Here is a 21,889-nt window from a genome sequence, read left to right as displayed (position 1 = left end):
GAATGAAGGATTGGTATACAGGGAGGAAGTCATGGATATAAAATTAGAATTTCTTATGGGGGCGGATGCAATTGTCAGTTCCCTATCTGTTAAGGCAGGCGACCAGGTGAAGGCGGGAGATGAACTTTTGCAATATGAGGCTTCAAAGGGAATCCTGCCTATCCTTGCTCCTGCAGATGGTATTGTGGAAGAGGTGCTTGTTGACCAAGGAGACCGCATCGTCCTGAATGATGTGCTTGTGAGGATGGACACAGATACCGTATGTAAAGAGGAAGAGGCAGGAAATAGGAGCACGCCGGTTAAGAAATGCAGGGAGGAAAAGACTGATTTACTTATTATTGGAGCTGGCCCAGGAGGATATGAGGCAGCCATATATGCGGCGCAGAATGGGCTTAAAGTAATCCTTGCAGAGGCCAAGACAGTAGGAGGGACCTGCCTGAATGAAGGATGTATCCCGACAAAGGCCCTCAACAAAGGAGCCAGGACGTATCAGGATATATTAAAGGCGGCTAAGATGGGGATTGAAGTACCGCACCCGCAGATTAATATGCCGCGCCTGATTGAATGGAAGGATGAGGTAAAGGAAACGCTTGTTTCAGGAATACTCGGCCTGCTTAAGAACCATAGTGTCAAGCTTCTTACAGGTACGGCCAGATTCCTGTCAGGGAATGAGGTGATTGTGGAACAGGAAGAAGGTCAGGTGCATGTAAGTGCCGCCAACATCATCATTGCGACAGGCTCTAAATCCGCTGGACTCAGAATACCCGGAGTACAGCTGCCACAGGTAATGGACAGCAGGGAAGCCTTGTCTTTAAAAAAATTGCCGTCATCCATCACGATTATCGGAGGAGGCGTCATTGGTATGGAGTTTGCGTTCATATATCACAGCCTTGGCGTCAGCGTACAGGTTATCGAGTATCTGGAGGGCATACTCCCAATGGTTGATAAAGACATCTCAGGCAGGCTGCGGTTAATTGCAGAACGTAAAGGTATCCTGATCCAGACAGGTGCCAGGGTCAGCCGGATTGAGAACGGATTAAATCAGGAAGCGGTTGTCATTTACGAAAAAGACGGAAAAGAAGCATTTGCAGTAAGCGAGAAGGTTTTAATGGCTGTTGGACGCGTGCCGGATTATGAAACCCTTAATATTGAAGCCGCCAACATAGAAACCAGAAGGGACAGACGGGGTATCCAGGTGGATGGGCACATGCAGACCAACAGGCCTGGTATATATGCTATCGGTGATGTGAACAATATCCTCCAGTTAGCCCACGCGGCTTCACATCAGGGGATGGCGGCCGTACGTCATATACTGAAAATGGATGGCGGGGAGAAACAGGATATTGTACCTAATGTTATTTTTACCATGCCTGAGATTGCTTCTGTAGGAAAAACGGAAATGGATTGCCAGAAGGATGGAATATCCTATGAGGTCTATAAGTTCCCATTCTCCGGAAATGGAAAGGCGCTGATCATGGGAGATACAGATGGGTTTGTCAAACTGGTTAAAGACCGTGTTACAGACGAAATAATCGGCGGCTCCATCATAGGACCCGATGCCTCTACCCTTATAAATTCCATAACAGAACTTGTACAGTTCCATATCAGGCAAAGGGATGCGTCTGAAGTGATTTTCCCTCATCCCACAACAGGAGAAGCCATATCCGAGAGCATCCTTGGTTTAGGGGTAGGGGCGCTGCATTCCGTCAACAAAAAAGAGGAGCATATAATCCATGCGGTTGATTGATAATACATCCGTAAATCCATATTTTAATATGGCAGCAGAAGAGTACCTTCTCAATACCGGCAAGGATGATGTGTTCATGTTATGGCAGAATGCCCCCTGCGTAGTCATCGGAAAAAACCAAAATGCATTGTCTGAAATTGATTCAGATGTTCTCAGACGGGAAAATGTGGGACTGGTCCGTAGGTTAACCGGAGGAGGAGCTGTTTATCATGATCTGGGCAATTTAAACTACTCCCTCTTTTTACATCACACTGACAGGAACTATGATTTTTCCCAATTCAGCAGAATCGTGGCTGACTGCTTAGGGCGGATGGGGCTAAAGGCGGAATATTCAGGAAGGAACGACCTGCTGCTGGACGGATGCAAGATTTCAGGCTGTTCCCAATTATTACATAACGGCCGTTTGCTGCATCATGGAACATTATTGATATCCTCGGATCTTACCGCACTGAGCAGGGTACTGAGGCCATCTGCTGAGAAATATACGGGAAGGGCCATACGTTCAGTTGCCAGCCGTGTCTGCAATGTAAATGACCATCTCAAGGTAAAGGTAACCGCAGCCCAGATGAAAGACAGGTTGTTCCGGTCAATGGACATAAATCCGGCGGATACTTTCTCTGAAGAAGAACTTAAGGAGATAGGGCGCCTGCAACATGAAAAATACTCCACATGGAAGTGGAATTATGGTGATTTTCCAAGATATGATTTTGCGAATCAGGCAAAATTTGCATCAGGGCTGGTTCATGTTACATTTTCCACAAAACATGGTTATATGGAATGTTTAAAGTTTTCCGGGGATTTTTTTGGTAACAGGGATATCCGGGAGTTAGAACTGCTGCTCAGGGGAAAGCGCCATCAGGAAAACAGTCTTATGGAAGCGTTAAATAGTATAGATATGGAAGATTATATACACGGTGTTTCGGCCAAAGAAATTATAGGGCTATTATTTTAATACATGAAAGGTTTTAAAACTATCATTATGGACTGTGGAGGGAACTATATATGAAAATATTTAAGAATATCCAAAAGATACCAGGCGGGCTTATGATTGTCCCGCTCTTTCTGGGAGTGCTGATGAACACCTTCATTCCACAGATATTACAGGTTGGCGGCCTGACGACGGCTATGTTTTCTTCGGCAGGAACCAACACTACGATTGCGATAACATTATTCTGTGTGGGAGCCCAGATTGACTTCAGGCAGGCGGGCGAGGTACTGAAACGGGGAACCGTATTGATGTTATCCAAATTCCTGGCCGGAGCTGTCCTGGGTGTAGGAATTGCACATCTGTGTGGCATGAGCGGTATTATGGGAATCTCAGCCATTGCTATTGTTGCAGCGGTAACAAACTCCAATGCCGGACTGTACATGTCACTGACCAGTATCTACGGCGATGAGAAGGATTTAGGCGCTCAGTCCGTGCTGTCCATTAATGACGGGCCTTTTCTGACCATGCTGGTATTTGGGGCGACCGGTCTGGCCGATGTACCGGTTATGGCACTGCTGGCCGCAATCGGACCGGTCCTGGTGGGGATGATTTTGGGTAATTTGGATAGGGATATAGCAAAATTCCTTCAAAATGGCCCCACCTTCATGATTCCGTTTTTCTCATTCTGCCTGGGGGCGGGAATTTCCATTAGGACATTGGCTACAGGAGGGCTTCCGGGAATCATGCTGGGGATTTTAAGCGCCGGTGTTTCTGGGCTGTTCTGTATCCTGGGTGATAAATTCATTAACCGGAGACCAGGTTATGCCGGCGCAGCTATTGCAAGTACGGCGGGCAATGCAGCTGCCACGCCTGCCATGTTTGCGGCAGCTGTTCCGGAGATGGCGCCTTATGTGGAAAGCGCAACGGCACAGTGCGCATGTGCGGTTATTGTGACTTTGATATTGATACCGCTCATGACTAACTGGGCAGTAAAAAAATGGGGCAGTGCCGCAGAATTTGAGGAGAGGAAGGCTGCCAAAACCATCGGAAGGGCAGTGGAAGAGTCGGCTTAGGCAGGCAATGGCATCGTATCATACAGATTATCATGTGATTTGAATAATGATCCTGCAGCAGGCTGGAAGTATTTATATTACTTCCAGCCTGTTTTTGTATGCCGGAATCGTATATTAATAATTACGAATAAAAAAATATAAAAACAGTTGACAAAACTATACAATTTGCTATAATGGAATCGGGCGAACAACTAAACAACCAATCATTTAATAAAAATAAGGAGGGTATATATGAAGATTGTCAGTGTTGACTGTATGATAATAGACAGCGGCAACCCATGCAAGGGAAGGAACACCTGGAATCCGGTCATCATCAGAATCAATACGGATGAAGGAATCTCCGGCTTTGGCGAGGTCGGCGTGGCTTACGGAAAAGGATTCCGTGCCGGATTTGGTATGATACAGGATTTTGCAGAGGTCATACTGGGAGAAAATCCCATGAACAGTGAGAAGATATGGGAGAAAATTTACCGGACCACATTCTGGGGGCTTGGGGGAGGAACCATTGTCAGCGCTGGTATGAGTGCAATTGACATTGCCTTATGGGATATTAAGGGAAAGGCCTTCGGTGTGCCTGTATATAAACTGCTTGGCGGAAAGACCAATGACAGATTAAGGGTCTATGCGAGCCAGATACAATTTGGATGGGGAGCGGACCGGGTTGTACCGGACCGGGATTTAATGATCCGTCCCGAGGATTACGCGGCTGTTACAAGAAAAGTCATGGAAGAGGGGTATACCTGTGTGAAGGTGGATCCCATTGCCCTCAGCAGGCAGGAACCGGATGGAAAAGGCGAATGGAGGACCAGGGGAGTACTGTCTGAGCGGGAGCTTAGCACTGCGTACGACAGGGTCGCGGCCATAAGGGAGGCCGGCGGGCCGGATATGGACATCATTATCGAACTGCATTCCTATACAGATACGACTACCTCCATCCAGTTAGGGCAGCGGCTGGAAAAGCTGAACATTTTTTATTACGAGGAACCCGTCCACCCCATGAATCCCCAGAACATGCTGGAAGTACATAAGAAATTGAATATCCCCATTGCCAGTGGGGAGCGGATTTACGGACGGACAGGCTTCAGGGAGTTCCTTGAGGACCGCTCGCTGCAGATTGTACAGCCGGATATCTGCCTGTGCGGGGGTATTACTGAAGCAAAGAAAATCTGTGATATGGCAAACACCTATGACTGTGCTGCACAGATCCATGTGTGCGGCAGTCCCATTTCCAAGGCGGCAGCCCTTCAGATTGAGGCGGTCCTGCCTAACTTCATCATTCACGAGCATCATGGGTGGGCACTGCATCCGGATTGCAGAAGCACCTGTTTATATGACTATCAGCCGGTGAACGGATATTATGATATTCCGGAACGTCCGGGGCTTGGTCAGGAATTAAAACCTGAAGTCATCAAAACAGCGCAGATGGTTACTGTCAAGTAAAATGGATTGGAAAAGGAGAAGAGCATGAAAAGAGGAATAAAGACATTATTGGCGATGGGGATGGTTCTTTCATTGTTAGCAGGCTGTGGGGGACAGAACAAGGCAGGAGCGGACAGCGGACAGCCGGCCCAGGATAACAAAGGCAGCGGCAAAACAGCCAGCGGGGACAATGGTGATGGATATACTGGAATCAGCGCAATAGAAGCCTGTGAATGGGCAGCTGACAAGTATCCGGACGCAAAGGTGATACGTTATACCAATAACACATCCAGCAATACATTTGACACAAACGGCGGGGCGATTCCTGCAATGGTCCTGCATCTGGCAAAAGAACTGCCCTTAAGGACCGATGGGAGATACCGATTGGAATTATATGCAGACGGTACGCTGGCCAAAACGGTTGATGATATTGTATCCGGGTTAAAGAGCGGGGCTTTTGAGATGAACTGCCTGTCAATTGGAAATTTTGGCGATTACACCAATGCATTTTCCGAAATGAATATACCATTCTTTTTCAGCAATGAGGAACAGGTCAGGGGTATCCTTGAGGCAGGCCTGAAACAGGATATGTGCAGCCGTGCAGAAAGCGATATAGAGGGAGTGATATTTAAGGGAATAGCACCCTTCGGATTCCGGCAGATGACAAATAATAAGAAAGAAATTGTTGCGCCCTCTGATTTAAAGGGTTTAAAGATGCGTATACTGACTGACCCGCTTCAGGTTGCTGCGTTTGAGACCATGGGAGCCTCTGTTACTAACGTTACTTACAGTGAACTGTACACGGCCCTGCAGCAGGGAGTCGTAGATGGTGAAGAAAATCCGTACCAGAACCTGTATGTGGATAAGTTATGCGAAGTACAGAAATATTGTACCGAAACAAATCATCTGTTCCAGATGTCAGTACAGGTAATCAGCAAGAACTTCTGGGATGGGCTGACACCGGAGGATCAGGAAATATTTGAGACACTGATTGCAGAAGCAGAAGAAAAGGGATATGAGCGGGTAAATGAATTAAACCAGTTCTATAAGGATGAATGTGAAAAGACGGGAATGCAGGTAAGGATCTTAACGGATGAGGAATTGGCTGCTTTTAATACGATGATGGAAGAAAGCGTCCATGAAAAAGCGGTTGCCATCATGGGACAGGACCGTTGGGATAAGCTGAATCAGTATCTGTCGGACCAGGCAGCCAAGTAAGCCAAGGGAAGGGTAATTAATACGGACATATGAAAGGAGCGGGGGGATTGAAGACACAGAAAGATATAAAATACTATCTGTCCCATTTTGAGGAATATATAGCGGCAATCCTGTTTGGGTTCACCGGGATACTTTTGGCAATCCAGGTGTTCAGCCGGTATGTTTTGAACCATTCATTTGCATGGACGGAAGAACTTGCCACATTATTATTTGTTCCCATGATTTACTGCGGTATAGCGGCAGCTGTCACCAACAGGAAACATGTATCAATTGAAATTGTCCAGCAGTTCGTGCCATACAAGATAAAAAAGGCATTAATGATAACTAGCCAGATCATATTCCTGTTTTTCTGTATTTACATACAAAGACCTTTGTATAAGGTAATTGAGGCCCTGGGGGACAGTGAGACTTCATTGCTCAGGATACCTAAGAAAATCATATATTTGTGGATACCGGTTCTTTTAATCCTTACCGGTATCCGCATCATACAGGATATCATACGTTTATGGAATGAAAATGAAACCAATCTGGGATATTCCAAGCCTGCAATTGACCTGGATTCCTGCGAGAAAGAGGCGCTGGAAGCCAAAGAAAGGGGGGAATTATAGTATGGAATTGACAACTATGTTTATTGTGATGTTTGCAATGTTTTTCATCGGTGTACCAATCGGTGTCTGCCTGTTGCTTCCCATCTTCCTGTTGATTGCGATGAACGGAATTACGACACAGGAATTCATAGCGTCCATTATGTATACAGGAGTTGCCAGTTATACCATGATAGCGCTTCCTTTCTTCATACTGGCTGGAAACCTGATGAATGCCGGCGGCCTGTCAAAACGTCTGGTGGCCATTGCCAACAGTCTGATTGGCAGGATTACAGGAAGCCTGGGCATGGTAGCGATTCTTGCATGTATGTTCTTTGGGGCGGTATCCGGTTCTGCTCCTGCGACAGTGGCGGCTATCGGCGGGATCATGCTTCCGGAGATGGTCCGCCATGGATATAACAAGTACTATGCAGTTGCGCTTATTACGGTTGCCGGTTCATTGGGCGTGATTGTGCCGCCCAGCTTTCCCATGGTGGTGTACGGGGTGACGATGGGGGTTTCCATTGGCGATTTATTCATGGCAGGATTAGGACCGTCCCTGTTGGTTGGGCTTATTCTTATGTTAATCAACTACTTCTATTGTAAGAAGCACCATATTGTAGGAAAGAGGAAATTCACTGTAAAAGAACTGCTGTTTTCCATGAAGGACGGCTGGCCTGCGCTTTTCATGCCGGTTATTATCCTGGGCGGTATCTATGGCGGGATTTTTACAGTAACGGAGGCATCCGTCGTTGCCTGTGTGTTCGGTGTGGTGGTTGGCTGCTTTTATTATAAGGAACTGAAACTGAAGGAGATTTTCAACCAGCTGAAATCGACCAGCACATTTGTTGGCGGGACCTTGCTTACCCTGGCGCCTGCCGCCGCCCTGGGGCAGATATTTGCCTATATGGGTGTAACCCGCTCCATTACGAGATTTTTTACCAACACGGTAGACAGCAAGGTGGTTGTCATCCTATTGGTATTCCTGATTCTGTTCATAGCGGGAATGTTTGTCCAGACCACGCCTATGATTGTTATCTTAGGACCCATTTTATTAAATGTACTTCAGCCCTATGGAATTGACCCCATACAGTTCGGTATCATCATGGTGTTGGCTTTATCCATTGCCTTTTGTACACCGCCCTTGGCCACCAACCTGTTTGTGTCCTCTTCCATGACGGGGATACCCATGGAACGGATAGTCAAGCCGATGATCCCATTCGTGATTGGACTGGCCATTGTTTTATTTGTTGTAGCGTTTGTACCGGCGGTGATTTACCTGCCGCTCAGGTTATTTGGTGGATGATAAGGAGGAAATTAAAATGAAGATTACAAAGATTGACGTAATGCTGTTACATTCCAGTAAGGAGATGAAGGAGGTAGAACCAGGAGCACCGGCAGATTGGAATAATATTGCGTGGAGACCGGTTGTCTGCCGGATTTACACAGATGAGGGAATCTATGGGGATGGCGAAGCGGCTATGGCATACGGCTCTGCTGCTCCGGGCGCTTTTGGTATGGTAAAGGAACTGGCCGGTATGATCATAGGGGCCGACCCCATGAAAACAGAACCCATCTGGGAGAAAATCTACAAGCAGACATTCTGGGGACAGAACGGCGGACCGGTATTCTTTGCAGGGTTATCCGCATTGGACATGGCCTTGTGGGATATAAAAGGAAAGGCACTTAATGTTCCCCTCCATGTCCTGCTTGGCGGCAAGTTCCGCGATAAGCTGCGTACCTATGCAAGCCAGCTGCAATTCGGCTGGGGGGATTCCCTGAATCCGGCTTTAAGTGCGCAGGATTACGCTGATAATGCCTTAAAAGCAGTAGAGGAAGGATATGACGCGGTAAAAATAGACTTCTTCACATTTGACAGGGCAGGAAAGACCTTTTCAGAGGAACAGCGTACAGGTTTATTAAAACCGGAATATGTGGATTTGGTTGAAGAACGTGTGAAGGCAGTGCGTGAGGCAATTGGTCCGAATGTTGACATCATCATGGAAAACCATTCCTTCCTGGATGCGCAGTCAGCGGTGCAGATTGCCAGAAGGGTGGAGCAGTATAACATATTCTGCTACGAAGAGCCGAATACACCGACACCCAAGACAGCCAGGTTCATTGCAGACAGAATCAATATACCGGTTGCCAGCGGCGAAAGGATTTACACGAGATGGCAGTATGCGCCATATTTTGAGGACCAGACAATCCAGATGATCCAGCCGGATATCGGTACCTGCGGAGGTATCACGGAAATCAAGAAGATTTGTGACATGGCCCATACGTATGATATTGGAGTCCAGGTACATACCTGCGCCAGCCCCTTATGTACGGCAGCAGCCCTCCATGTGGAAGCATGTATACCCAACTTTGTGATTCATGAGCATCATGTATATAATCTTCAGAAATTTAATAAGGACTTGTGTATTTATGATTACCAGCCGGTTAATGGAGAATATGGGATTCCCTCCCTGCCCGGACTTGGAAATGAATTATCAGAATACGCCCTGACCCATTGTGATAAGGTAGAAGTAAAATAATGACATGAAAGCGCAGAAAGCCTTAGTGCTTTCCGCGCTTTTTGTAAAAGCCGTGGAATGCCTTGCCAGTTATAGGAAAAAACGGTATAATCCTTATAGCTGGATTAATCCATTTAAAATTGAGAAAATTGGGAAGTGATGATATGAGTGCTTTTGAAGAGGGTATGAAAGTAAAGAGGATGCCTGTAAATGAACAGGTTTTTGAGAACATGAAGGAGGCCATCAAGAATGGCAGGTGGAAGGCCGGAGAAAAAATCCCGTCTGAAATTGAACTTTCCTCCATGTTTGATGTAAACCGTCTGACGGTACGGACTGCCATGCAGAGGCTGATTGGGATGGGGCTATTAGAGACACGGGTCGGGGATGGTACGTACGTAAAAGAATTTTCATTTGGAAGTTATCTTGAAAGGGCCAGCGAATTCTATCTGGGGCCGGAGCTGCTTGATAAGGTCTGCGAATTCCGGTATGCCATTGAGATTGAGGCTTCCAGACTGGCGGTCATTCATGCCACGGAGCAGGATATAAGGATATTGGAGGATGCCTGCGAAAAATTTGAAAATTTAAAACGGGATTACTTAGAGCAGCCATCGGAAGATACATTTAAGGAGATAGTAAAAGCAGATACGGATTTCCACAAGAAGATCTGCGAAGCTTCCCATAATGACTTATTTGTATATGCATTCCTGATGTTCCAGGAGTTACTGAACCAATATATCCACATTGTCCTGCAGGAGCGCCTTGAATATTGGAAGAAGCAGAAAAAGAAGGGCGAACCATGGAGCGATTTACACCGTGTCATTTGTATGGCAATCAGGAACCATGATTTTGACGCCTGTAAAAGGGCATATACAGATGTGATTGATTATAAGATAGATTTGGAAAAATAGAAAAAGTACGTATATATCAAAGAACCCAGGTAAAGCCGGAATTGCTTTTCGCTGGGTTCTTTTTATTACTACTGCCTGACAGAGAAGGGGAGTTCAGTCGTCCCCATATTGAAGAGCATCTGCCTCTGGTCCGGGGCCTATCATCGGGAGGGCAGTGAAAATACACTATCCCAATGCCAGAAATGTGACTACCATGCAGGGATGAAGTGACTGGTAAAATCAAGTGACGGAAAGCATGTTATAAAGCTTCAGCAGCCGGATATCGTCTTTGGAGACCTTCAACAGCCGGACTAAATCAGCATCCTCCTTCAACCGGTTTTTTGAGAACAGCATCTTGATGGCAATCGGCATCATGGGGCGGGAAGAAAAGCCATTGAATAAGCCCCATTTAGTGTCTGAATCCAGATAGGACGCCAATATCTGGACGCTGGCTTTTTCCATCGGCGTATCCTGGTTGGTCAGTGAAATATACGTCATGGCGTCGTAGTGCTCAATATAGCCCCAATATGTATTTTCACAGTTCTGATAATTCTTGAAATCTTTGAAGTTCATATACATCATAATCTTGTATTGCCCTTCCTCTGTTTCTGACAGGACATCAAATACACAGCCGACAATATGGTTGCTTCTGCCATCGTATAGATAGGAGTAGATTTGTGATACCCCATTAAAAAATGCGGGACTGCTGTTCTTTGAAGATATGGCAGTGCGTTTTGGGGAACAATACAGCAGCTGCTCCACATGGACCTGAATGGCATCCGCGATTTCATAGAGGGTTTCGATATCCACGGCAATCTCACCTTTTTCATATTTTGAAATAGTGGACTTGCTTTTATGGATTGCATTTGACAGATCATCCAAAGTCATTTTCCTTTTTTTGCGTATCAGGCGTATCTGGTTCCCAATCTGTGCGCTGACTTCTGACATACTCATTTACCTCCTGAAAGTATCGTACAAATCAACATTATTTCGAATTTTTTGTTTTTTTTCGATGTTATCCATAATTCTATCATATAGAACTATAAAATTCTATCCTGAGTAGAAAAATTGTATAAAAATTCCACTGTGAAGAAAAAATGGCTGCTTTGACCTGAAAGCATTTGGTTGTTAAAATTAACTTATCAAAAAGCAGCTGCAATGGAAAGGAATGTAAATTATGTATAATTTTGATGAAATTATTGACAGAAGGCATACAAATGCCATGAATACGGATGGATTCCGGGACTATATTTTTCATGCGGATGAGACCATGACGTTTCCATATAAGGATGAGGAATTTATCCGTATGTGGGTGGCCGATATGGAGTTTGCCACTCCGGATGTAGTCATTGACGGGATGAGGGAACGTCTGGATAAACGTATTTTCGGGTACACCAGGGTGTTTGAAAAAAGTTATTATGACGCTTTGGCGGACTGGTGCATGCGGCGTTATGGCTGGACCTTTGAACGGAAGGAACTGGTGATGTCAAATGGTATCATACCGGCGCTGTATGAACTGGTGGAGTATATCTGCCAGCCGGACGAGAAGGTGCTGTTCATGACCCCGTCTTATGCATATTTCAAATATGCGGCAGATTTTAATAAGCGTGAGTACGTATGTTCTGATTTGAAGAATGATGAGGGGCGTTACAGCATTGATTTTGAGGATTTTGCCAAGAAGGCCGCGGATGGGAAAACCACGCTGTTCATTCTCTGCAATCCTCATAATCCCAGCGGCCGTGTCTGGACGGAGGAAGAGTTAAGGAAGATGGCGGACATCATTGAGAAGAACCAAATGTGGGTGATTTCCGACGAGATACATTGCGATCTGCTCCGCAGGAATCAGAAACATATCCCCATGGGCAAGGTAATGCCTGATTACGGGCGTCTGATTACATGCATGGCACCCAGCAAGACGTTTAACCTGGCCGGAATGATGATTTCTAATGTCATGATCCGTGACGAGGACTTAAGGAATACCTGGCTTGGCCGCCACTATAATTTTGATAATCCGCTGAGTGTTGCCGCAGCACAGGCTGCATATGAGAAGGGAGAGCCATGGCTGGAGGAACTAAGGGCTTATCTGGATGATAACTTCCGCTTGGTCGGGGAGTATCTGGCAGAACATCTTCCAAAGGCAAAATACCGTGTTTCGGAGGCAACCTATCTGGCCTGGGTGGATTTAAATGACTATTTTGCCATGGATGAGGACCTTCCAATGTTCTTTGCCTACAAGGCAGGGGTCCTGTTAGAGGGCGGGAACATGTTTGTGCAGAATTCAGATGGTTTCATCCGCTTGAACCTGGCATGCCCAAAGGCCACGCTGGCAGAGGGGCTGAGACGTATCTGCGAGGCTGTGAATACAAAACATACGGTGTGATTGATTCTAACCGGCACATATTGGCCGGGGTTAATAAAATAGGGGGTACACATACATGGATGAGAGGTGCGGTAAGAATTACAAAGCGCTGGCATTTTTGCCAATGCTGATATTTTTAGGACTATATGTTGGATGCGGGGTGGTATTTACCATCATGGGGGTGGAAAATCCCTTTGGAAAAATGCCGCGTTATGTAGCTGTCATGGCTGCAATCATAATCGCAATGATATTTTATGACCGGAAAACGCCTATAAGTAAAAAAATAGATATTTATTGTCAAGGCGCTGGAAATTCCGGGGTTATGCTGCTTGGAATCATCGTGCTGATGGCAGGAGGATTTTCCTCCGCCGCAGCCGCTATGGGAGGAAAGGAGTCCATTGTGAATATGGGCCTTACCTTAATCCCGTCCCATTTCCTGATACCGGGTATATTCATCGTGACCTGTTTTATTTCCACCTGTATCGGCACATCCATGGGAACACAGGTTGCCATGATACCGGTGGCGGTTGCTGTTGCCCAGGGAGCCGGCCTGAATGTGGCAATGGCAGGTGCATCAGTGATTGCAGGCGCATATTTCGGTGATAACCTGTCCATGATTTCAGATACCACAATCTGCGCCACCAAAGGGGTAGGGGCAGAGATGAAGGATAAGTTTAAGATGAACTTCCTGATTGCATTGCCGGCAGCAGTGATTACAATTATCCTTTACGCAGTCCTGGGTTCCAATGGAAGCGGTCCGATTGATACGGAAGGGCTTCATTACAGCGTGCTTGAAGTATTGCCTTACATAACGGTCCTTGTCACTGCAATTGCAGGTTTGGATGTACTTCTTGTCCTTCTTATTGGAATCCTTATGTCGGGAATCATAGGAATGGCCATGGGGACCATTACCTTTTTTGAGTGGACAATGGCCATCGGTTCCGGCATGGAAGAAATGTTTTTCCTTGCAGTATTTTCCATGCTGGTATCTGGCCTGATTGAATTGATTAAATACTATGGGGGTATCTCCTGGCTGGTTAAGACGATGACAGAGAAAATCAAGGGCAGGAAAGGCTGTGAATATCTGATATCCCTGGTAAGTATGGTCATATCCGGGACCACGCTTAATAATCCGGTAGCCATCATCATTACGGCCCCGGTTGCAAAAGAGGTGGGCTCTAAGTATAAGATTGCACCGAAACGGCTGGCCAGTCTTTTGGATATCTTCTCCTGCGCAATCCTGATGCTGGTTCCTCATGACAGCAGTGTCCTTCTGGTACAGCAATACGGAGGCGCAACCTATCTTGAAACCGTGAGATACGCTTTTTATCCTGTTTTATTGATTTTGTTTACCTGTATTACAATACAATTCGGTTTGCTGAGGACAAAGGAAGAGAAAGAAAGTGGATTTTAAATCAGGAGGAGGAAAGACAATTTGGACAAACAGGAGTTTTTGCAATCATATCTGGTGGACCGCCACAAAACAGACAGTTTAAAATGGGATGGACTGCAGCAGAAATTCGGGGAAACGGATTTACTTGCCATGTGGGTGGCGGATATGGAATTTAAGACCTGTGACGGGATTGTGGATGCGATGACAAAACGGACGCGGCATGGGGTGTTTGGATATAGCTGTGTTCCGGATGATTACTATGAGGTGTTTTCAGGATGGATGGAGCGCCGGTATCATTTTCCTGTCAAAAAGGAGTGGGTACGTTTCTCAACGGGATGCGTGACGGCAATTGCATGGATGATTCATGCATTTACCAAGCCGGGGGATTCCTGCATGATCCTGACGCCGGTATACTATCCTTTCCACAATGTGGTTACAAACGGGGACAGAAAGCTGGTCAAGGTGGAACTTGATTATAACGATGGGTATTTCACCATGAATTACGAAGCAATTGAGAAAGCCATCGTGGAGAACCAGGTAAAAATGTTCATCCAGTGTTCGCCCCACAATCCGGCGGGCAGGGTATGGACAGAGGATGAGCTTGACAGGGTTTTGGCTGTCTGCCAAAAGCATGATGTCCTTGTTATCAGTGATGAAATCCATCAGGATATTATATTAGGGGACAAGCCCTTTGTCCCGGCTGCGGTCGTATCAGGAGGCAGGTACAGGGATATGGTGGTTACCCTCAATTCCGCTTCCAAGACATTTAACCTGGCCACGCTCCTTCACTCCCATATTATCATTACCGATGACGGACTACGGGGAAAATACGATCAGTTTGCGTCGGCCCTGAACCGTACGGAGGTCAGCATCATGGGTATGGTTGCGACAAAAGCCGGTTACACATATGGCGGGGAATGGCTTGGACAGGTACTGGATGTCATACGGGACAACTACCGGTATCTTAAGGAGGAACTGAATAAACGGCTTCCCGGGATGACGGTGTGCGCGCTGGAAGGAACATATCTGGTAATGATTGATTTACGAAGTTATGTGAATCCGGAACAGACCTTGGATTTCGTCCAGAAACATTGCAGGCTGGCTGTGGATTACGGTGAATGGTTCGGCCAGGCATATAAAGGATTCATCCGCCTGAACCTTGCCACTGACCCGGTTTATATAAAGCAGGCGGTTGAAAGAATTGCAAAAGAGATAGGATAATGGATTTTTCAGCAAACAGCCCTTATTGGCCATGTATTCCATAAGGGCTGTTTATTTATGTATCCGGCAGTATCATCAAAGTTTCTTTGGATCCATAAGGGGATGTTCCTTAAAGTAACCAACCGCAAAATCCAGGAAAGTCTGTTCCATATCTGATAACAGTTTATCCTGCTCCCAGCTTATGGCCTGCGTGCGGGTCATGATGGGGGATGACAAAGGGATGGCGGTAATGGTATCCAGGGGAATTGCATTCACGGTGGCCCCTACCATTGTGGTGATGTTGACACCACGGTTTTGCTGGACCAGCTTTACACGCATCAGGTAGTCCCCATAATAGACTTTTCTCGGCTCGAAACCAGCCTGGCGGCACAGTGCCATCATGAAATTATGGGCAGAAGAATTTTCCCTTCTTACGGATATGAAATTCTCATCCTTCAGTTCCTCCAGCCGTATATCAGAGCGGCCAGCCAGGGGATTATGGACGGACATTAAAACAACAGGCCTTTCAGGCGGAAAGACCTTGTGGGACTGGAAACGCCCCGTGTCCACATCTTCAATGATTCCCAGGAAGAAGTTCCAGGGAAACGGCGATGGGGCATTGTTCAGCTCGTCTAACGTGATGACCGTGTACTCAAGAACCACCTCGGGATGTGACTGCTCATAGGCATAGATCATATCAATCCACACAGGAAAACTGGTCAGGGCCACCTTGAGTATGGGACAGTTGGTCTGGGTCAGGGTAAGTACTCCGCAATCCAGTGTATTGAGTGCAGTCTGTACATAGCGGTAAAAAATCCTTCCATTTTCATTAAGGCGCATCTGCTGCCTGCTTCTGTCAAAAAGCTGGGTGCCCAGTTCATTTTCTAGTTTTTTGATTGTGCTGCTCAGGGAGGGCGGTGATATCATCAACTTTTCTGCAGTCTTAGATAAATGCTCCATATTAGCCAGCTCTGCGAAATAACGTAACTGTAATAATTCCATGATAGGACCTCTAAAAATCTTATGAGAAGGAGTGAAATGGCATATGTGCAGCCAGGCGGCACCTGTACGTTAGTCTTAAGTCTAACAACTCTTAAAAAAGAAAGTAATTCACTAAAGTATGGAGATATTGTAACATAATATTAGTCAATTGTACAGAATATCTGTATGATTCCAGTGCGCACAGCCGATATCGTACAAAATCTGAAAGTACATGACGGAGGAAGGAAACTATTTTAAAAGTGTAAGTTTGAGGGGGTGCTATTTTGACAGAAACAAAAAAATTGGGGCTGGTTGATTTGGTTGCCATATCCTGCGGTCAGGTAATCGGGGCAGGCGTGGTCACATTAATCGGAACAGCCATCGTGGCCACCGGGACATCTGCATGGCTGGCTTACGGAGCAGCGGTAGTGGTTGGATTCATCAGTATCATACCTTTTATCTTCATAAGCAGTACGACCATGCTTCAGGGCGGGGAATACAGTATTGTAGCCGATATGCTCAATGAGAAGATGGCTGGTTTTTACGCCACGGCATTCATATCACAATGCCTGAGCCTGTCTTTGCTGGGGACATCGCTGGGGAGTTATGTCAATTCCATATTTCCTGAGATGAATGGGAGGCTCATTGGTTTAATCGCTGTCTGTTTCTTTTTTGCCCTGAATCTGCTGGGGGTCAATATGATGGCAAATGCCCAGAAGATCCTTTCAGCCATATTGGTCATTGCCCTTCTGATATTTGGGATATATGGAATGACAATGGTGAATCCTGCTGTGTACGATATCAGCAGTCCGGGATTTTTTACAGAAGGTTACGGCGGTTTTGTGAATGCGATTGCGATTTACGCATTTTCCACATACGGCCAGTATATGGTAATGAACTTCAGTAAGGATGCGAAAAACCCCACCAGGGATATTCCGCTGGCAATCCTGATTTCAACTGGCGTCATATTGATTTTATATGTGACGGTGGCAATTGCTAACTGCGGTGTCCTTCCCATAGAGGAGGTGGCAGGGAAACCATTGACCCTGGCGGCAAAGGAGATATTCGGCAATCTGTATCCTGTATTTATCATTGGAGGGCCGGTGATGGCTCTTATGACAACAATGAATTCCACATACGGTTCCCGGGCCAATCCGCTTTTGAGGGCGGCAAGGGATGGCTGGTTTCCTGCATCCATTGCAAAGATGAATAAAAGAAATGTCCCGTACATCATCATGACATTGATTTTCCTTGTGGGAATCATCCCCCTGCTTGCGGGGCTGAGCATAAAGACCATTACCAATAATCTGGTATTGGTAGGCTATACCCTGCGTATGGTCACGGCGGTATCAATCATACGACTGCCAAAATTAATGCCTGAACAATGGAAGAAATCCTTCCTCCATGTACCGGACAGTGTATTTTATACAATCATGATACTTACATTCGCAGCTAATTTTTACATGGTGTATCTGTCGGCCAGGGGGCTGACCACCAAGATACTTCTTATTAATGTTGTATTTATTGTCTTTTGTGCAATCTATGCCGTGGCCAGATACAACAGCGGCAAAGTGAACCTGGAAAGCGCTAAACATTGAAACCTGGATAAACAGGATGAATCTTAAAAGGAGAATTGATTATGAAGATTACGAGTATTGATGCATTACAGTTGCCAAGCGGTAATAAAGGAGCCACGACACGGGGCGCATGGAGTCCGGTGCTGGTCCGTGTGAACACGGATGAGGGCATATGCGGATGGGGTGAGGCAGGCCTTGCGTATGGAAAAGGCTGGAGGGCCGGCCGCGGAATGATTCAGGATTTTGCAGAGCAGATTATTGGGATGAATCCCATGAATACAGAAGAGGTCTGGGAAACCATATTCCGCAAGACATTCTGGGGAATGGGCGGAGGGACCGTTGTTTCCGCGGCCATGAGCGCCATTGACATAGCCCTTCTTGATATCAAGGGCAAAGCATTGGGTGTTCCCATCTATCAGCTTCTGGGAGGTAAGACCAATGATAACCTGCGTACATATGCCAGCCAGGTGCAGTTTAACTGGGGTTCTGATATCACCAAGCAGGAACTGGTGGAACCTGAGGAGTATGCGGACGTGACCCTGCGGGCAATGGAAGAGGGATATGACTGCGTTAAGGTAGACCCCATCATTGTACCTGATTCATCCGGAAAATCATGGAACATACGCGGACCGCTCCAGAACCATGTCATAAAAACAGTCTATGACCGTGTTGCGGCAATGCGCGAAGCTGGCGGGGAAGACCTGGATATCATCATAGAAATGCATTCTAATACGGATACCATGGCAGCCATCCAGATTGCACAGGTATTGGAGCCTCTTCGGATATTCTACTATGAAGAGCCGGCCCATCCGCTGAATGTGGAGAACTTTACGGAAATCAAGAAAAAGACCAGCATCCCCATTGCTTCCGGCGAACGGATTTATACAAGACAGGGATTCAGGCAGTTTTTTGAGAAACGGTTATTGGATGTGGCGCAGCCGGATCTGTGCCTGTGCGGCGGTCTGTCAGAAGCAAAAAAGATATGCGATATGGCGTGGCTGTATGACTCCAATGTTCAGATCCATGTATGCGGAAGCCCGATTTCCAAGGCTGCTGCCTTGCAGATTGAAGCTGCAATCCCTAACTTCCTGATTCATGAGCATCATCAGAGGGCGCTGAATCCCGTGAACCGGTCCACCTGCAAATATGACTATCAGCCGGAAAATGGAACATATAAGGTTCCGGAACTGCCGGGACTGGGACAGGAACCAACCGAAGATTGTATTGCCAAGGCAGATATTGTTACAGTGGCAGCTGGTATGAAATATATGAAATAAGTTTTGCTAAAACACAGCCGGGAGGTGGGTTATGGGAAATGTAATATCAAATCTGGTTCAGGATGTGAAGGTTCCCAAAATGTTTAAGGTACAGCAGGTATTTGACGACCGTCATATTGAACCGCAGGAGATACCGGAATTAATAGAAGGCATGCTTCGGCAGGACAGATTTGCGTCCCGCATTCAGCCGGGTATGGATATTGCAATCACATGCGGCAGCCGGCAGATAAAAAATATTGTAATCCTAACGAAATCCATTGTTGCATTTGTAAGAAGCAAAGGCGCCAATCCGTTTATTGTGGCGGCCATGGGCAGCCACGGAGGCGCCACGGGTGAGGGGCAGCGCGCCATACTGCGTGCCCTTGGGATTACCGAGGAGACAGTGGGCTGCCCCATCCAATCCGGCATGGATGTTGTGAAAATAGGATGTACTGAGGATGGAAGGGACGTACTGATTGACAAGAATGCGGCTGGGGCAGACGGTATCATTGTATGCTGCCGGGTTAAGCCGCATACCAATTTCAGGGGGCCTTATGAGAGCGGCATCATGAAAATGATGGCCATTGGACTGGGAAAACAGATTGGGGCAAGCGTGTGCCATGATGAGGGTTACGGACGTATGGCGGAGAATGTTCCTGCCTTTGGCAAGGCTGTCATCCGGAATTCAAATATCCTTTTTGCAGTTGCCGTTATCGAGAATGCATATGATGAAACAGCGGAAATCGCAGTGCTGGGCAGCAGTGAGATTGCTGATAAAGAGCCTGAACTGTTAAACAGGGCCAAGGCGCTGATACCGAGGATACAGGTGCCGGAGTGCGATGTCCTGATTGTTGACCGGATTGGCAAGAATTTCAGCGGAAGCGGTATGGATCCTAACATAACAGGCACCTTCCTTACCCCGTACGCATCGGGCGGAATCAGGAGCCAGCGCGTAGCGGTCCTGGACCTGAGCGATGAAAGCTGCCATAGCGGGGTCGGGATTGGAATGGCCCATGCAACCACACGCCGCTTTTTTGAAAAAATGAGTTTCGGCCAGACATATCCGAACCTTATTACTACCAAGATGATAGAAAACGCAAGAATCCCTGTTGTCATGGAAAACGACAGGGAGGCAATCCAGGTATGCCTGAAGACCGTGACCAATGCAGATTCCCATAACTGGAGGCTGGTAAGGATACCTAACTCCCTGAATATCAGGCGGATATGGTTATCCGAGGCATTCTATGAGGAGGCAAAGGAAAATAAGGGCCTGATAATTGAATCAGAGCCACGGGATATGGAATTTGACTGTCATGGAAATCTGATTGGATTAGGTGAAACGCCATGATGCTGCCGTTCACCCAGAAGGAGTTGTTACAGTGAATTTAGCCGGAGTGATTATAGCGATTTTATTATTGATTATTTTGATATACAGGCGGGTCAGCCTGATACCTGCTACCATGGTCTGCGTCCTGGTACTGGCATTTACCAATGGGATATCGTTTACAAATCTCATGGTGGACCATTATGCGGTTTCCATGTCGGGCTTCATTGCCAAGTATTTTATGGTATTTGTCACAAATGCATTGTTTGGCAGGGTGATGGAGGAAACGCTTTTGGCAGCGTCATTTTCCAAAATGGTGGGAAAGGCGTTTGGGGAACGCAATGCTGTTTATGGAGCCATGCTGGCAACGGCGCTGCTTTCCTATGGAGGGGTCAGCGTATTCGTCATCGTCTTTACCGTATACCCTATTTTTCTGGCAACCTTCCAAAAGGCAGACCTGCCCAGAAAACTGATTCCTGCATGTATCATGAGCAGTTCCTGTACATTCCCGCTTTCCATGCTGCCGGGCGGGGCCCAGCTCAATAATATCATCCCGGTCACGTATCTGGGCACATCGCCAATGGCGGCCCCGGTTGTGGGAATGGCCTGTTCCATTGTGGCAATGGGTTTCCTGTTCCTGTACTTCTGGTCCGTATTTGCAAGGGTAAGGGCAAAAGGCGGACATTTTGATGCGGATAAAAACATTCAGGAGCGGATTGAACGCTTCCAGGCGGAAGCGGGTGTCAGGCCGTGGTTATCCGCCCTTCCAATGCTGCTCATTATTGTCCTGATCAATGGATTCGGAATGGACCTTTCCTATGCAGTGCTTGCAGGGACTGTCCTGGCCATGGCAATCGGCCGCAAAAACCTTCCGGATAAATTAGGAACAGTGAATGAAGGGATTAAAAAGGTTGGGTCCGCCATGGTCACCACGGCCGTATCAGTGGGCTTCGGCGGCGCGGTCCTTGCCTGTTCAGGGGCCAAGGTCATATTGGACGCCATCGCGGCCCTTCCCTTAAACCCCATGGTTTCCTTAAGCGTGGCATCGGCATTTGCAGGAAGCCTGACAGGTAATGGGGGAGGCGGGGCCGATGTTGCCATGGGTTTATTATCCGGCCCTTACCTGGCCATGGGGATCCAGCCTGAAATCATGCACCGTATTGCAGCCATTGCCACTGCGGGATTCAGCTGTCTCCCCCACAACGGAATGCTTATTACCATAATGGATACCTGCGGGTTTACTGCAAAGGATAGCTATAAGTTTATTTTTGTTTCTACCGTCATATGTTCCCTGCTGTGTCTGATTGTGGCGGATTTATTAGGATTTGTTTTATATCCTGTCATGTAGGCATTAAGGGCAGGCATTAAGGCTGCAAAAGCTATTGATTTTGAATGGCGCATCATGTATACTACATGTAACAGAT

Annotated in this window: 18 protein-coding genes; 16 read left to right on the top strand and 2 right to left on the bottom strand. The window is 46.8% G+C overall.

Features of this window, described 5'->3' with window-relative positions; translation table 11 throughout:
* Positions 1–31 precede the first annotated feature (31 nt).
* From lpdA to DWX59_RS07385, 9 genes are all read left to right on the top strand, one after another.
* Positions 32–1,747: a dihydrolipoyl dehydrogenase gene (lpdA, locus tag DWX59_RS07425; protein ID WP_117557655.1), complete on the top strand. Its 1,716-nt coding sequence runs from the start codon at positions 32–34 to the stop codon at positions 1,745–1,747.
* Positions 1,734–2,699 (top strand): lipoate--protein ligase, encoded by a 966-nt coding sequence (locus DWX59_RS07420; protein ID WP_117557653.1) that lies wholly within the window; start codon positions 1,734–1,736, stop codon positions 2,697–2,699. Before lpdA ends, DWX59_RS07420 begins: the two co-directional genes overlap by 14 nt.
* Before the next feature lie 50 nt (positions 2,700–2,749).
* Positions 2,750–3,748 carry a 2-keto-3-deoxygluconate permease gene (locus tag DWX59_RS07415; RefSeq protein ID WP_117557651.1) on the top strand — a complete coding sequence of 333 codons (999 nt, stop codon included), beginning with the start codon at positions 2,750–2,752 and terminating at the stop codon, positions 3,746–3,748.
* Positions 3,749–3,979: 231 nt separating this feature from the next.
* Positions 3,980–5,188 (top strand): mandelate racemase/muconate lactonizing enzyme family protein, encoded by a 1,209-nt coding sequence (locus DWX59_RS07410; RefSeq protein WP_117557649.1) that lies wholly within the window; start codon positions 3,980–3,982, stop codon positions 5,186–5,188.
* 24 nt (positions 5,189–5,212) lie between these two features.
* The gene (locus DWX59_RS07405; protein ID WP_117557647.1) at positions 5,213–6,385 is read left to right on the top strand and encodes a TRAP transporter substrate-binding protein; all 1,173 of its coding nucleotides are present in this window, start codon (positions 5,213–5,215) and stop codon (positions 6,383–6,385) included.
* A gap of 47 nt (positions 6,386–6,432) precedes the next feature.
* Complete coding sequence (locus tag DWX59_RS07400) at positions 6,433–6,993, top strand: TRAP transporter small permease (RefSeq protein ID WP_166460186.1); 561 nt, start codon at positions 6,433–6,435, stop codon at positions 6,991–6,993.
* A 1-nt stretch (position 6,994) separates the two neighbouring features.
* Positions 6,995–8,275: a TRAP transporter large permease gene (locus DWX59_RS07395; RefSeq protein WP_025486773.1), complete on the top strand. Its 1,281-nt coding sequence runs from the start codon at positions 6,995–6,997 to the stop codon at positions 8,273–8,275.
* A gap of 16 nt (positions 8,276–8,291) precedes the next feature.
* Positions 8,292–9,509, top strand: coding sequence for a mandelate racemase/muconate lactonizing enzyme family protein (locus tag DWX59_RS07390; protein ID WP_117557643.1), 1,218 nt, complete (start codon positions 8,292–8,294; stop codon positions 9,507–9,509).
* A 143-nt stretch (positions 9,510–9,652) separates the two neighbouring features.
* Positions 9,653–10,396, top strand: a complete 744-nt coding sequence (locus tag DWX59_RS07385; protein ID WP_117557641.1) for a FadR/GntR family transcriptional regulator — start codon at positions 9,653–9,655, stop codon at positions 10,394–10,396.
* 219 nt (positions 10,397–10,615) lie between these two features.
* Here the strand turns inward: DWX59_RS07385 and DWX59_RS07375 are convergent, their stop codons facing one another.
* A complete protein-coding gene (locus tag DWX59_RS07375; RefSeq protein WP_025486778.1) occupies positions 10,616–11,323 on the bottom strand; it encodes a helix-turn-helix domain-containing protein in 708 nt (235 codons plus the stop codon).
* 229 nt (positions 11,324–11,552) lie between these two features.
* Between DWX59_RS07375 and DWX59_RS07370 the strand changes: the two genes are divergently transcribed.
* Genes DWX59_RS07370 through DWX59_RS07360 form a run of 3 tightly spaced genes read left to right on the top strand, consistent with a single transcriptional unit; the run spans position 11,553 to position 15,348 of the window.
* Entirely contained in the window at positions 11,553–12,755 is a 1,203-nt protein-coding gene (locus DWX59_RS07370; RefSeq protein ID WP_117557640.1) for a MalY/PatB family protein, read from the top strand.
* Positions 12,756–12,810: 55 nt separating this feature from the next.
* Positions 12,811–14,148, top strand: coding sequence for a Na+/H+ antiporter NhaC family protein (locus DWX59_RS07365; protein ID WP_117557639.1), 1,338 nt, complete (start codon positions 12,811–12,813; stop codon positions 14,146–14,148).
* A gap of 21 nt (positions 14,149–14,169) precedes the next feature.
* Positions 14,170–15,348 carry a MalY/PatB family protein gene (locus DWX59_RS07360; protein ID WP_117557638.1) on the top strand — a complete coding sequence of 393 codons (1,179 nt, stop codon included), beginning with the start codon at positions 14,170–14,172 and terminating at the stop codon, positions 15,346–15,348.
* A 75-nt stretch (positions 15,349–15,423) separates the two neighbouring features.
* On the opposite strand, the gene DWX59_RS07355 is transcribed toward DWX59_RS07360, so the two are convergent.
* The gene (locus DWX59_RS07355; protein ID WP_117557637.1) at positions 15,424–16,329 is read right to left on the bottom strand and encodes a LysR family transcriptional regulator; all 906 of its coding nucleotides are present in this window, start codon (positions 16,327–16,329) and stop codon (positions 15,424–15,426) included.
* A gap of 263 nt (positions 16,330–16,592) precedes the next feature.
* Here DWX59_RS07355 and DWX59_RS07350 point away from each other — a divergent pair, with 263 nt between their 5' ends.
* The 4 genes from DWX59_RS07350 to DWX59_RS07335 are packed head-to-tail and all read left to right on the top strand — an operon-like array spanning position 16,593 to position 21,813.
* A complete protein-coding gene (locus DWX59_RS07350) occupies positions 16,593–17,906 on the top strand; it encodes an APC family permease (protein ID WP_166460185.1) in 1,314 nt (437 codons plus the stop codon).
* A gap of 41 nt (positions 17,907–17,947) precedes the next feature.
* Positions 17,948–19,162, top strand: coding sequence for a mandelate racemase/muconate lactonizing enzyme family protein (locus DWX59_RS07345; protein WP_034578089.1), 1,215 nt, complete (start codon positions 17,948–17,950; stop codon positions 19,160–19,162).
* Between the two features lie 31 nt (positions 19,163–19,193).
* Positions 19,194–20,489 (top strand): nickel pincer cofactor-dependent isomerase, group 22, encoded by a 1,296-nt coding sequence (locus DWX59_RS07340; RefSeq protein ID WP_117557633.1) that lies wholly within the window; start codon positions 19,194–19,196, stop codon positions 20,487–20,489.
* A 31-nt stretch (positions 20,490–20,520) separates the two neighbouring features.
* A complete protein-coding gene (locus DWX59_RS07335; protein ID WP_117557628.1) occupies positions 20,521–21,813 on the top strand; it encodes a GntP family permease in 1,293 nt (430 codons plus the stop codon).
* Positions 21,814–21,889 lie beyond the last annotated feature (76 nt).

It is taken from the genome of Enterocloster aldenensis (assembly GCF_003434055.1).
Lineage (GTDB): Bacteria > Bacillota > Clostridia > Lachnospirales > Lachnospiraceae > Enterocloster > Enterocloster aldenensis.
This window is presented reverse-complemented; position numbering and strand designations above follow the sequence as displayed.